At 45.1% G+C, this 13,101-nt stretch carries 16 protein-coding genes and 1 tRNA gene; 16 read left to right on the top strand and 1 reads right to left on the bottom strand.

The genetic code is table 11. The features are described from left to right. Window positions 1-6: 6 nt before the first annotated feature. From ispF to D1151_RS14730, 14 genes are all read left to right on the top strand, one after another. On the top strand, window positions 7-483 hold the full coding sequence (ispF, locus tag D1151_RS17255; RefSeq protein ID WP_334296748.1) for a 2-C-methyl-D-erythritol 2,4-cyclodiphosphate synthase: 477 nt from the start codon (window positions 7-9) through the stop codon (window positions 481-483). A 30-nt stretch (window positions 484-513) separates the two neighbouring features. Continuing rightward, a complete protein-coding gene (locus D1151_RS14790; protein ID WP_161909402.1) occupies window positions 514-2,244 on the top strand; it encodes a proline--tRNA ligase in 1,731 nt (576 codons plus the stop codon). Between the two features lie 12 nt (window positions 2,245-2,256). Beyond that, window positions 2,257-2,847, top strand: coding sequence for a chromate transporter (locus D1151_RS14785; protein ID WP_161909401.1), 591 nt, complete (start codon window positions 2,257-2,259; stop codon window positions 2,845-2,847). Beyond that, window positions 2,844-3,368: a chromate transporter gene (locus tag D1151_RS14780; RefSeq protein ID WP_160202975.1), complete on the top strand. Its 525-nt coding sequence runs from the start codon at window positions 2,844-2,846 to the stop codon at window positions 3,366-3,368. The genes D1151_RS14785 and D1151_RS14780 overlap by 4 nt, the downstream gene beginning before the upstream one ends. Continuing rightward, window positions 3,359-3,823, top strand: a complete 465-nt coding sequence (locus tag D1151_RS14775) for an NUDIX domain-containing protein (protein ID WP_161909400.1) — start codon at window positions 3,359-3,361, stop codon at window positions 3,821-3,823. Before D1151_RS14780 ends, D1151_RS14775 begins: the two co-directional genes overlap by 10 nt. A gap of 14 nt (window positions 3,824-3,837) precedes the next feature. Further along, entirely contained in the window at window positions 3,838-4,314 is a 477-nt protein-coding gene (locus D1151_RS14770; RefSeq protein WP_161909399.1) for a peptidylprolyl isomerase, read from the top strand. A gap of 32 nt (window positions 4,315-4,346) precedes the next feature. Continuing rightward, window positions 4,347-5,018: a serine O-acetyltransferase gene (cysE, locus tag D1151_RS14765; protein ID WP_160202978.1), complete on the top strand. Its 672-nt coding sequence runs from the start codon at window positions 4,347-4,349 to the stop codon at window positions 5,016-5,018. Continuing rightward, window positions 5,005-6,405 carry a cysteine--tRNA ligase gene (gene cysS, locus D1151_RS14760; protein WP_160202999.1) on the top strand — a complete coding sequence of 467 codons (1,401 nt, stop codon included), beginning with the start codon at window positions 5,005-5,007 and terminating at the stop codon, window positions 6,403-6,405. Before cysE ends, cysS begins: the two co-directional genes overlap by 14 nt. Before the next feature lies 1 nt (window position 6,406). Next, the gene (locus tag D1151_RS14755; protein ID WP_160202979.1) at window positions 6,407-6,808 is read left to right on the top strand and encodes a Mini-ribonuclease 3; all 402 of its coding nucleotides are present in this window, start codon (window positions 6,407-6,409) and stop codon (window positions 6,806-6,808) included. Next, a complete protein-coding gene (gene thyA, locus D1151_RS14750; RefSeq protein WP_161909398.1) occupies window positions 6,801-7,631 on the top strand; it encodes a thymidylate synthase in 831 nt (276 codons plus the stop codon). The genes D1151_RS14755 and thyA overlap by 8 nt, the downstream gene beginning before the upstream one ends. A 355-nt stretch (window positions 7,632-7,986) precedes the next feature. Further along, entirely contained in the window at window positions 7,987-8,490 is a 504-nt protein-coding gene (locus D1151_RS14745; protein ID WP_160202981.1) for a dihydrofolate reductase, read from the top strand. Beyond that, the gene (gene rlmB / locus D1151_RS14740) at window positions 8,477-9,370 is read left to right on the top strand and encodes a 23S rRNA (guanosine(2251)-2'-O)-methyltransferase RlmB (protein WP_160202982.1); all 894 of its coding nucleotides are present in this window, start codon (window positions 8,477-8,479) and stop codon (window positions 9,368-9,370) included. Before D1151_RS14745 ends, rlmB begins: the two co-directional genes overlap by 14 nt. Beyond that, entirely contained in the window at window positions 9,360-9,986 is a 627-nt protein-coding gene (gene sigH, locus D1151_RS14735; protein ID WP_161909397.1) for an RNA polymerase sporulation sigma factor SigH, read from the top strand. Before rlmB ends, sigH begins: the two co-directional genes overlap by 11 nt. A gap of 155 nt (window positions 9,987-10,141) precedes the next feature. Beyond that, window positions 10,142-10,218 (top strand) — tRNA-Thr (locus D1151_RS14730). 125 nt (window positions 10,219-10,343) lie between these two features. Here D1151_RS14730 and D1151_RS14725 read toward each other — a convergent pair. Then, complete coding sequence (locus tag D1151_RS14725) at window positions 10,344-10,514, bottom strand: ribbon-helix-helix domain-containing protein (protein WP_160202996.1); 171 nt, start codon at window positions 10,512-10,514, stop codon at window positions 10,344-10,346. A 359-nt stretch (window positions 10,515-10,873) separates the two neighbouring features. Here D1151_RS14725 and D1151_RS14720 point away from each other — a divergent pair, with 359 nt between their 5' ends. Together D1151_RS14720 and D1151_RS14715 are read left to right on the top strand one after the other, a co-directional pair. Continuing rightward, window positions 10,874-12,652: an InlB B-repeat-containing protein gene (locus D1151_RS14720; protein WP_161909396.1), complete on the top strand. Its 1,779-nt coding sequence runs from the start codon at window positions 10,874-10,876 to the stop codon at window positions 12,650-12,652. A gap of 243 nt (window positions 12,653-12,895) precedes the next feature. Next, the coding region (locus tag D1151_RS14715) for a GTP-binding protein (RefSeq protein WP_243151226.1) at window positions 12,896-13,101 on the top strand (206 nt) is incomplete at its 3' end.

Raw genomic sequence — 13,101 nt, 5'->3', positions numbered from 1 at the left:
TTACAGATGGAAACAAGAATCGGCACGGGCTATGATGTACACCGGCTGACAGAAGATAGAAAGTTAATACTCGGCGGCGTTGAAATTCCTCATGACAAGGGGCTCGACGGACACTCTGATGCTGACGTGCTTGTCCATGCACTGATGGATGCTATGCTAGGTGCTGCTGCTCTTGGCGATATCGGAAAGCTCTTTCCCGACACTGATGAAGCGTACCATGGGATTTCCAGTCTGAAGCTTCTAGCGGAAGTTGGAAAACGTTTAGCAGAGGAGGGATATTCCCTGGGAAATGCCGATGTAACTGTGGTGTGTCAGCGACCCAAGCTGGCACCGTTTATAGGGCAAATGTGCGAGAACATCGCAAAGACCCTGAAGGTGCCCGAAAGTAAGATCAGTATAAAAGCAACCACTACAGAAAAATTGGGTTTTGCCGGAAGAGGAGAGGGCATTGCGGCAGAGGCTGTGTGTCTTTTGAATCGGTAGAATCCGTCCAGAAAGGATCGTGAAAATAAAATGAGATTATCAAAAATGCATATTAAAACTTTAAGGGAAGTGCCAAACGAAGCGGAAATTTCCAGTCATATTCTGCTGCTTCGCACCGGCATGATTCGCAAGCTGGTTTCCGGCGTGTACGGTTTTATGCCGCTGGGCTGGAGATCAGTTCGTAAAATCGAAGAAATCGTAAGACAGGAAATGGACGCAACTGGCGCCCAGGAAATTCATATGTCTGCAGTGCAGCCTGCTGAACTCTGGGAAGAATCCGGCAGATGGTACGCATACGGACCTGAGCTTTGGAGACTGAAGGACAGAAACGGCAGAGATTTCTGTCTGGGACCTACACACGAAGAAATTTTCACCGATGTCATCAGAAATGATGTATCGTCTTATAGACAGCTTCCGATGAACCTGTATCAGATTCAGACTAAGTACAGAGATGAGGCAAGACCTAGGTTTGGTCTGATGAGAAGCAGAGAGTTCATCATGAAGGATGCTTATTCTTTCGATAAGGACTATGCAGGTCTTGACGAAAGTTACAAGACCATGTATGACGCTTACGACAGAATTTTCACCCGTTGTGGTTTGACCTTCAGACCGGTAGAAGCGGATACAGGCGCAATCGGAGGCAGCAACTCTCATGAGTTTACCGCCCTTTCCGAAGTCGGTGAAAGTGAAATCGCATACTGCGAAAGCTGTACCATGGCGGCTACCACTGAAAGAGCTGAGTGTGTAGACGCACCAGCGCAGACCGATGTGGAACTGCTTCCTATGGAGGAAGTGCATACACCGGGCACTAAGACCATCGAAGAAGTTGCAAACTTCTTAGGGCTTGATCAGACGCAGACTATCAAAGCGTTGCTCTTTGTCACTTACGATGAGAAAGGTGAAGAAAACGGTTATGTGGCAGCCTTTGTCAGAGGCGACAGAGAGCTGAACATGATTAAGCTGGTCAACGCACTGAAGATTCCAGAACATGCTATCGCATTTGCTGATGAAGAAAAGATGGCAGCAGCAACAGGCTGTGTTGGCGGTTTTACAGGTCCTTGCGGACTCCACGACTGTACCATTGTTGTGGATAGTGAACTTCCTGGTCTTGCAAACCTTTGCGCAGGCGCAAATAAGGCAGATCACCATGTGAAAAATGTCAACTACGGAAGAGATTATAAAGGGGACATTGTAACCGATTTGAAGGTGCTCAAAGAAGGAGATCCTTGTCCAATCTGCGGTGCACCGGTAAAACATGCCAGAGGTATCGAAGTGGGTCAGGTGTTTAAACTGGGAACCAAATATTCTGAGTCCATGGGCGCTAACTATGTAGACGAAAATCAGAAGGAACAGCCGATAGTCATGGGCTGCTACGGCATTGGCGTAACCAGAACCCTGGCGGCTGTTGTGGAGCAGCACCACGATGAAAACGGTATTATCTGGCCAATGTCAGTAGCGCCTTACCATGCAATTATCACTTTGGTAAAACCGGACGATGAAGTGCAGGCAGGCGTAGCAGAAAGAATCTATCAGGAACTGTTAGACGCCAGAGTGGAGGTTCTGCTGGACGACAGAAAAGAGCGCCCAGGTGTTAAGTTTAAGGACGCAGATCTTCTGGGTATTCCAGTGAGAATCACCGTAGGAAAGCTGGCAGGTGAAGATAAGGTAGAATACAAGCTGAGAAGGGATGCCGAGAAGGAAGAGATTTCTGTCAGCGAAGCAATTGCAAGGGCAATTGAAATTGTAAACAGGGAAAAATAAAGCGGAATTTAAATGGGTAAAACGAGCGGAGTAAAAGAGAATATATATTTTCAGTTGTTTTGGTCCTTTTTCAAGCTGGGGCTGTTCACTATCGGCGGTGGGATGGCGATGATTCCTTTGATTCAGGGAATCGTAGTTGATGAGAAACACTGGATGACAGAAGAGGAAGCTGTGGACTGTATTGCAGTCAGCCAAGGTCTTCCGGGGGTAGTTGCCATCAATATGGCGACCTATATCGGACATCAGAAAAAAGGCATTGGCGGCGCGCTGGCTGCGACAATCGGCGTGATACTTCCCAGCTTTATCATCATCATCGCCATTGTAAAACTTCTGCAGGGGATTGGCGACAATCCTTATGTGCAGGGAGCTTTGGTCGGCATTAAGGCAGCGGCGACAGGTCTGATTGCATTTTCTGCCTACAAAGTCGGAAAGCAGGTTTTGAAGAAGCCTTTCCAGTGGATTTTGGCGCTGGCATCCTTCGGGCTCATAGCAGGACTTTCTGTCAGTGCGGTATGGGCAATTGTGGGTGGTATCGCAGCCGGCCTTGTTTATACTGCAGTGATGGAAAAGCGAAAGAACCGTGATGGAGGTGAGCGTGTATGATCTACCTTCAGCTGTTCTTTGTCTTTGCAAAGATAGGACTCTTTGGCTTTGGCGGTGGGATGGCAATGCTGCCGATTATTTACCAGGGAGCGAAGCAGTTTGGACTGATGTCTGCTGATGAATTTTCCAATCTGGTCGCAATTTCTCAGGTGACTCCGGGACCGATTGCAGTGAATGCTGCAACCTATGTTGGTTTTAACTGTGCCGGATACGGTGGTGCTTTTGCAGCAACCCTTGGCGTAGCACTGCCCTCTTTTATCCTGGTGATTCTGGTATGTTATTTTATCAATAAATTCAAAGAAAGTAAGATTATCGACGGTGCTTTTGCTGGAATCAGACCGGTTACGGTAGGGCTCATTGCAGCGGCGGTCATCTTTATGGGTGAGAGCGCCTTTGCTGCGCTGAATCCGGTGGCAATTGTTATTGCGCTGGCGACGGTAATCTTAGCAGGAAAGTTTAAGGTAAGCCCCATCGCAATCATCGTCGGTGCGGGCGTGTTAGGAGCGATATTATGTGGGTAGGCGGCGTAAGGGTAGTCATTACCAATGAAGAAAAAGACAAAATTTTAATGGTAAGGCAGCACCACGAGGACAGAGATATCTGGATGGTTCCTGGCGGCGGTATTGAAGAAGGCGAAAACTCCATCGAAGCTGCGGTTCGGGAAGCGAAGGAAGAAACCGGTCTTGATATTGAAGTTGTGGGCGTAGCATGGCACATTGAAGAGGTTTCACCAGAAAGAGGGCAGCGCTTTGTCAACTATATGCTGGGAGAAATCAGAGGTGGTCAGCTGGGGCTTGGCAAAGACCCTGAGTTTGATGACGATCATCAGGTGCTCCGCGAGGTTCGCTTTATGTCCCGCGAAGAAATCAACACGCTGGAGCATATATATCCAAAATTTTTCAATGATGAAATTTGGGGTATATTAGAAGAAGAACGAAATGGCATGACCTATTATAAATTAAGATATAAAGAATAAAGGAGACGAATAGAATGAAAACAGTAACCATCGAAATGGAAAATGGCGGTATCATGAAGGGCGAGCTTTTCGAAGACGTTGCGCCGATTACCGTAGAAAATTTTGAGAAATTAGCAAACGAAGGTTTTTATAACGGATTGACTTTCCACAGAGTTATTCCGGGCTTTATGATTCAGGGCGGCTGTCCGAAGGGCAACGGCACCGGCGGACCGGGATACTGTATCAAGGGGGAATTCACCTCAAATGGTGTAAAGAATGATCTGAAGCATACCACTGGAGTTCTGTCCATGGCAAGATCGATGATGCCGGATTCTGCAGGCTCCCAGTTTTTTATCATGGTAGCTGATGCGCCGCACCTTGACGGTCAGTACGCTTCTTTTGGAAAAATTACAGAAGGTATGGAGGTTGCACAGGATATAGTCAATGTGAAAAGAGACCGCATGGACTGCCCGCTGGAACCAGTAAAGATTAAGACGATTGTAGTTGAGTAAAGATTTGGTTAAAAGTAGGAGGAATTTGTAAGATGGCTTTTTGGAAAGATGTGAGAGAGGATATTCAAACTGTGCTGAAGAAAGACCCTGCAGCGAGAAACAGTTTGGAGGTTCTGCTCTGTTACCCGGGCATCTGGGCACTGATTTGGCATAAGCCGGCTCATTTTCTCTACAAACATAATATTAAATTGCTTGCAAGAATGATTTCTCAGCTGACTAGATTTTTCACCGGTATAGAAATTCATCCGGGAGCCACCATCGGTAGGAGGTGTTTTATTGACCACGGCATGGCGGTGGTTATCGGTGAAACCACGGAAATCGGCGATGATGTGACGCTTTATCAGGGCGTGACCTTAGGCGGTACCGGAAAGGACACCGGAAAAAGGCATCCTACTATCGGAAATCGTGTCATTGTCAGCTCCGGCGCCAGAGTCCTTGGACCTTTTTCTGTGGGGGACGATGTAAAAATTGGCGCAGGTTCCATCGTTCTTAATGAGATTCCGCCAGGTTGCACGGTAGTTGGCATTCCGGGAAAAATCGTAAGACGTTACGGTGAAAGCACAGAAGATTTGAACCAGGTGGATTTACCCGACCCGGTAGCCACAGAACTTGAATGTCTGCGCAGAAGAGTGGTTATGCTGGAGAATAAACTAAATCAGCTTGCAAGCAAGGAACAGAAAGGAAATGAAGATGAAAATCTATAATACACTGACTAGAAAAAAAGAAGAATTTGTACCGATTCGCGAGGGGGAAGTTTCTATCTATGTCTGTGGTCCTACTGTATATAACTTTTTTCACATTGGAAACGCCAGACCTTTCGTTGTATTTGACACGCTGAGAAAGTACATGGAATACAGCGGCTATAAAGTAAAGTTTGTGCAGAACTTTACCGATGTTGACGATAAGATTATCAACAGAGCCAGAGAGGAGGGCATTACTGCGCCGGAAGTTTCCGAAAAATATATCGGTGAATACTATAAGGATGCGGCTGCGCTTAACGTTAAGAAAGCAGATGTACACCCGAGGGTATCTGAGCACATTCAGGAAATTATCGACTTCGTACAGACGCTCTGCGATAAAGGCTACGCCTATGAGGCGGACGGCGACGTATATTTCTCTACCAGAAAGTTTCCTGAATACGGAAAGCTTTCTAAGCAGAACATCGATGATTTGGAGTCCGGCGCTAGAATTGCGGTGGGCGAAGTAAAGCAGGACCCGCTGGATTTTGCACTGTGGAAGGCAAGAAAAACTGAAGATGAAATCGCATGGGAATCCCCATGGGGTATGGGAAGACCTGGCTGGCACATCGAGTGCTCTGCTATGTCCAAAAAGCACCTGGGCGATACCATCGATATCCACGCGGGTGGACAGGACCTGCAGTTCCCGCATCACGAGAACGAAATTGCACAGTCTGAGTGCTGCAATGGCGTACCCTTTGCCCACTACTGGATGCACAACGGTTATATCACCATTGACAACGAGAAAATGTCTAAATCCAAGGGCAACTTCTTTACTGTAAGAGACATTCTAAAGGAGTATAGCGGAGAGGTTATGCGCTTCTTCCTGCTTTCCGGTCATTACAGAAGCCCGATTAACTTCTCTGACGCTCTGATGGAGCAGGCGAAGAACGGTCTTTCCAGAATGGCAAACTGTAAAGAAAACCTGACGTATCTGACGACAGCAGGGGCAGAAGGTCCTATGACCGAGGCAGAAAAAGAGCAGCTGAAAGGTTACGATACATTCCGGGCGGCATTTGTGAAAGCTATGGACGATGATTTGAATACTGCTGACGCAATCAGTGCAGTCTTCGAGCTGGTAACCGCGGCAAATACTGCAGTAAAGGACGGCGCGACAAGAGAATTTGCGAAAGCGTCTTTGGATACGCTGATGGAATTTGCTGACGTGCTAGGTCTTTTGCAGGTAGAAGAAGACAGCGCCATCGACGAAGAAATTCAGAAGCTGGTTGATGAGAGGCAGGAAGCGAGAAAGGCAAAGAATTTTGCAAGAGCTGACGAAATCAGAGATCTGTTGAAGGAAAAGGGCATTACACTCAAGGACACCCCACAGGGCGTGCAGATAATAAAAGAGTAATATGGAACAATTCAATCCAAGGGAAATAAACACAACGGCATTGGCTTTTATAGGCGATGCCGTTTATGAAGTATTTATAAGAAAACATGTGATGGAAAGCGGTCAGAAAAATGCGGACATGCTGCATAAGATGGCGGTGACTTATGTGCGAGCGGAGGCGCAGGCAAAAGCTATAAAATCCTTGATGAGGGACTTTCTCACAGAAGAGGAAACTGCGATTGTAAAGCGTGCCAGAAATCACAAAAGCGTATCAAAATCCAGAAGCGCAGGACCGGTGGCGTATAAGCTGGCGACGGCTTTTGAGGCTTTAATCGGATATCTATATCTGGATGGACAGGATGAACGCATGACAGAAATAGTAAAGGAAGCCGTGGGCAGAATAGAAGGAGATAAGAATGAGTAAAGCAGATGTGTTATTTGTCAATATGTGCCGCGGCATTTTAGACCATGGCTTTTCTACAGAAGGACAGCAGGTTCGTGCAAAATGGGCAGACGGTGCTCCCGCGCACACCATCAAGAATTTCGGGGTAGTGAATCGCTATGATTTACAGGAAGAGTTTCCGGCGCTGACCCTGCGCCCGACTGCAATCAAGTCTGCGGTGGATGAAATGCTGTGGATTTGGCAGAAGAAGTCAAATAATGTAAATGATCTGAACAGCCATATTTGGGATTCCTGGGCTGATGAAACCGGCTCTATTGGAAAAGCCTATGGCTATCAGTTAGGTGTGAAATATCGCTTTGCCCAAGGCGAGATGGATCAGGTGGACAATGTCATTTGGCAGCTTCGCAATACGCCGTACTCCAGACGGATTATGACTAACATTTATAATTTCAATGATTTAATGGAAATGGGACTGGAGCCGTGCGCATACAGTATGACTTTTAATGTGACGGGAGATAGACTGAACGCTATTTTGAATCAGCGTTCGCAGGATATTCTGACCGCCAACAATTGGAATGTAGTGCAGTATTCCGTACTGGTACATATGCTGGCGCAGGTTTGCGGACTGGTTCCTGGCGAACTGGTGCACGTTATCGCTGACGCCCATATTTACGATCGCCATGTGCCGATTGTAGAGGAACTAATCGAAAGACCTCAGTATCCGGCGCCGAAGTTCAGACTCAATCCGGACGTAAAGGATTTTTATGACTTTACCGTGGACGACATTATAATCGAAGATTACCAGAAAAATCCACAGGTAAAAAACATCCCTGTGGCGATTTAATTGCGGTAATTCAGCTATGGTATTTCAGCTGCGATGGCATTGCCAAATTTTGAAATTTTTTGCGGTTTTGTCAATAAATCGGCAAAAATCTCGGCTAATATTGCGGTTTTCGATGCAATTTTGACAAAATTGACAAGAAATCGGAAATCTGTCAATTTTGTCAAGGTTTTGGAGTGAAAACATTGCCTGGATTGACAAAAAACAAAAGTTTTGGCAATTTTGTCAAAGTTGATAGGAAAATATCGTTGTTTGCGCGATAAATATCGGCTGAACATTGACAAAAAATTAGGAAAAAGAATAATTTGTCAATGTTGCCGATCGAAAGATAGCATCCACTAGGGCGAAGGGAGATTTTATGAAACTGATACTTGCGACAGACAAAAACTGGGCCATTGGCAATCAGGGCGGACTGCTCTGTCACCTTTCAGGTGATTTGAAATATTTTAAGGAGAGAACGACCGGAAAAACTGTGGTGATGGGCAGAGCGACACTGGAAAGTTTGCCCGGCGGCAAACCGCTTCCAAACCGTGAAAATATTGTGCTTTCCACCAGAGCCGATTACGCGCCTTCCGGCGTAACCGTGGTGCATTCTGAAGAAGAACTTTCTGCGGTGCTGGCAGGCCTGGATTCTGACGAAGTCATGATTATCGGCGGTGGAAAGGTCTACAGAGATTTTTTGCCTAAATGTGACACCTGCTATATTACTAAGATTTACGCGGAATTTCCGGCAGATACCTGGTTTGTCAATCTGGATGAAATGCCGGAATTTGAGGTAGTTTGGGAAAGTGAACTGCAGGAGGAAAAAGGAATCTGTTACCAGTTTTTTGAATATAGGAGAAAAGAAGATGGCAAAAAATAAAAGAGACTGGGCATCCATTAACGCCCGCAAGGGCAAAGCCTACAGAGCGCCAGAGGAAGCGAAGGCAAGCCGCAGAAGTGAGAGAAATACAAAGTCTGCGGGAACTAAAACGAGACAAGGTGAAGAAAAGTTTTGGCAGGCAGAGCTTCCGGCAGGCGCGATTTTAGGCAGAAACCCTGTGATAGAAGCGCTTAGAAATGACAGAGAAATGGAAAAAATTCTGGTCGGAAAAGGCGCAGAGGGCTCCATTGCGAAGATTATTGCCATGGCAAAAGAAAAGGCAATTCCCATTTATCAGAGCGATAAACAGACTCTGGACAGAATTGCCGGCGGTGCGCCTCACCAGGGGGTCATTGCCTATGCTTCAGCCTACCATTATAGTGAGATGGAGGATATCTATGCCAAAGCAGAGGCGGCGGGAGAGCAGCCTTTAATTGTGATTCTCGACAATCTGGAAGATCCGCATAATCTGGGCGCAATCATGCGTAGTGCCGAGTGCGCAGGTGCTCATGGCGTGATTATTCCAAAACGCCGCTCTTGCGGATTGACGGAAACCGTAGCAAAATCTTCTGCTGGTGCAGTCGAGTACATGCCTTGTGTCAAAGTTGCCAACATTGGACAGGCAATTGATGCACTGAAAGAAGATGGATTCTGGATTGCTGCCTGTGATATGGACGGTGTGACCTATTATCAGCAGGATTTAACCGGAAAACTTGCAATCGTGATTGGAAGTGAGGGGGCTGGCATTAGCCCGCTGGTTAAAAAGAAGTGTGATTTTACAGTTTCCATGCCGATGGTTGGAAATATCACTTCTTTGAACGCCTCCAATGCGGCGGCAGTTTTGCTATATGAGGTGCGCAGACAGAGAGATGGAAAATAATAAAGATTTAAATATCCTTACCGATGAATCCATTGTAAAAATGGCGCAGGAGGGAAGTAGTACTGCTTATGAATATCTCATTGACAAGTATAAAGAACTTGCCAAGATGAAGTCCAAGACTTACTTTATTGCTGGCGGTGATATAGAGGATGTAGTGCAGGAAGGTATGATTGGGATTTTTAAAGCGATTCGTGACTATGACGAGACCCAGGCAGCTTCTTTTCGTACCTTTGCGGAGCTTTGCGTCAATCGCCAGATTATTACTGCAATTAAAGCGGCGAATCGTCAGAAACATCAGATTCTCAATGAGTCTGTGTCCCTGAACTCTCAGGCGGAGAATGCTGAAAATGGGGAAGCAGCCGCTTTGTCAGAGCGACTTGCGGCAAATAGCGCAGATACGGACCCAGAAGCGATGATGCTGATGAGAGAAGTCGTAGATTTTCTGAAAGCCAACGAGCATGATATTTTTAGTCCTCTGGAAAAAAAGGTGTGGAACCATATGCTCAAAGGAGAAGAGTATAGGGAAATTGCGGGGCATCTGCACCGCTCTACTAAGACAGTGGACAATGCTATTCAGCGAATCAAGAAAAAGATACAGCGATTTTTAGAAAATTGAATTGGAGAAAGCGGGAAGAAAGGCTTTATACGTAGCAAAGGCATAAAACCTTGTGCGCAACCGCTTTTTATCGATTTTCATGACCGCGGTGAAGATTTGTAAATTTGCCATTGACAAAGAGCCGAAAATATAGTAATATATAGAACGATTGGTATGCTGTTGTAGCTCAGTAGGTAGAGCACTTCCTTGGTAAGGAAGAGGTTCGGCAGTTCGAATCTGCTCAACAGCTCCAAGTATAGAAGACGTTGGAATTCCAGCGTCTTTTGTTTTTGTGTGATGAAAGATTGCCTCTTGTAAATTGCAGAGAATCAGAAAAGGGCGAGGTTTCAGCTTCATTGTTACTTCTCAGGTACTCATTTAATTCTCAAATTCTATATTTTGCAGGGCGAAGATGATGCACTGATTGATGAATTCATTTCTGCTTAGGTCTGCCTTTCCTGCATTTTCATCGATGGATTTTAATAGGTCAGAGGTAAGCCGTATGGAAATTACTTCTTTATCTTGTTTCTGTGGAATAAATTTTGCCATAATTCAAATCCTTTCTTTACATAATTGTATTCGCTGTGATATGATTTGTATGTATTCAAAAAATAATGCTAAAAAATGAATACAAAAATAAATGTAAATATATTTTGAAGCTATCCTAAACGCGGCTTAGCGCGGCTTAAATGCAGTTAGCATGATAAAAGAAATATTTTGTTTATTAAAGGACTTGAAATTTTTGGTAGTATGTGACAAAATATAACAAGAATCTAACCCAAATCATGATATGATAAGTCCACTGAGTTAATATTATAATTTCATGCAGTTGAATTGCCGGTGTGCTGCGGCTGCAGTGAAATCAACAATGAAAAGAATAAGGGCTTTATAGGAGAAAGGAAGAAAATATGAAAACATTAAAAAAGTTTAGCTGCTTGATTATGGCACTCATGATTGCAATGTCACTGCAGCTGAGTTTTGCAGCAGCAGAGATTTCGGATGGAGAAAGCCCTTCGATTTCCGATGAAAAAATTACAAGAGATAATTACAATGATTACGTAGATGCAATGGAGGCGGAATTAAACGGAGACAATGTAATTGCGCCGGATTACACAGATGAAAAAACCTTTGGAACCTATGCGCGGCTGCATTTTGATGGATGGAACGTACAGGTTACTGATTATAAGTTTGATGGTCTGCAGGTTACACTGACCTTGCAGGCAGATGAAGGATATGTGCTGCCTGCCGCTTTGCCAGACAGAGAGAGTAGGCCCGGATCGGGAAATTGGATTGCGCAGGTGCCGAGACTGGTCGGATCGACTGCCAATGATAACAAATATACAGTAGATGAAAACGGAATCGGTACTTTGACTTTCAGAGCAAGAAACGAGGCTGACGCAAGCTCAGGGATTGTCGGTGCACGATTGGATTCCCAGGATTCTTACTATTCTGTGCCTGTACTCGTTTTTGCGGCGGCGGTTCCTCAGGGAGAGAAAGAATCCACTTATCTGAAGGATTATCGTTTTGCCAATGTGGAGCACAGAGCAAACTACAAGACCGGCTATCTTGGCTATGAGCATACAGTAAAGCCAGAATCTTTCCGACTGACAGGTTCAAGAACCTATCTGACAAAACAAAATACAGATTTGAAAATCTATGTACGTGCGCAGGAAAACTTTGCGCCGATGGAAGTGGGCGGATATATTAAAACGGGAATTACAGACAGTCCGGATAAAACTGATTATTCAAATCGATATATTGTTTTTAATGTGGGACGAAACAACGTGTCTTCTAAAGAAATCTTTTACCAGCCAACTCTCTTTACTGTAAATGTTTGGGATGCGGCACAGAGTACGTGGGTGAGAGTTGCTGCATACGATTATTATCATGAGGATAATGAAATCAGATTTGCAGAACTTTTAGGAAATCGTTTTGATGTAGAAGGCAAAAAGATTACAAGTCTCAATCTGCAGACTTATCAGTATGACCAGACGATGAGTCAGATTCAGACTTCGAAGCTAGATTCGCGGGAAGTTGGACTGGATTATACCCTTTCCACAAAGAAAGATGATTTTGATGTGCAGTGGGTGAACAGCGGTACTGAAAAGGTTGACGAAAGCGATGCTTCCAGCCTGAGATTCCGTCAGGGTGATATTTATGTTACACCGAGATATACAGATTGCTTTACTGTAACCTTTGTGGATTATAACGGCAACGTTTTAAAGAGTGAAGAAGTGCTCGCCGGTCAGGATGCAGCAGCTCCTGAAGATCCTGTGCGCAGCGGCTACCGCTTTACGGGATGGGATAAAGAATTTACCAATGTACAGGAGGATCTGACCGTCACAGCGCAGTACCGGAGTACCTATATTCCGGTAACGCCGCCGACAGAAATTGAGGATCCGGATGTTCCCCTTGATCCAAATCCGGGAGAAGAAAATCCAGACGATCCTGGCGATGTGGATATTGATGAGCCGGATGTACCTTTAGCACCTGGCATTGATATTGACGAACCTGATACTCCAAAGGCTGATAAACCGAATAAAACTGAAAAGAAGAATGACAACGGTACTGTAAAGAACAGTTCACCAAAGACCGGAGATGACGCATTTTTGTGGCTGGCAGTATGGATGATGATTCTAGCAGCAGCAGGGACTGGCTGTGCAGCACTAATCTATAAACGGAAATAGAATAGACGCAAGTAGAGCTACAGTGAAAAAGGACGTATGTAAAACGTCCTTTTTTGATGCAGCTGTATTCATTGGCAGATTGCTTTGGTTTTACCGCAGTTTTACCATGGAAATGACTTGTAAACTACAGAAAACTATGCTAAAATATTCTTTAGGTTTGAGCAAAACCCAATAAGCAGATTTGGGGACGCCCAAGTCCGCCTTTCTAAAAAATAACGTTATACAATTAGGAGGAAAACAAAAATGGCAAAAGCAAAATTTGAGAGAACCAAACCGCATATCAATATCGGAACCATTGGTCACGTAGACCACGGTAAGACAACGCTGACAGCAGCAATCACAACCACCCTGTATCAGAGATATCAGCTGGGTGAAAAGGTAGCATTCGACCAGATCGATAAGGCACCAGAAGAAAAAGAAAGAGGAATCACCATTTCTACAGCACACGT

The sequence above is a fragment of the Emergencia sp. 1XD21-10 genome (genome assembly GCF_009936045.1).
Lineage (GTDB): Bacteria > Bacillota > Clostridia > Peptostreptococcales > Anaerovoracaceae > Senimuribacter > Senimuribacter intestinalis.
This window is presented reverse-complemented; position numbering and strand designations above follow the sequence as displayed.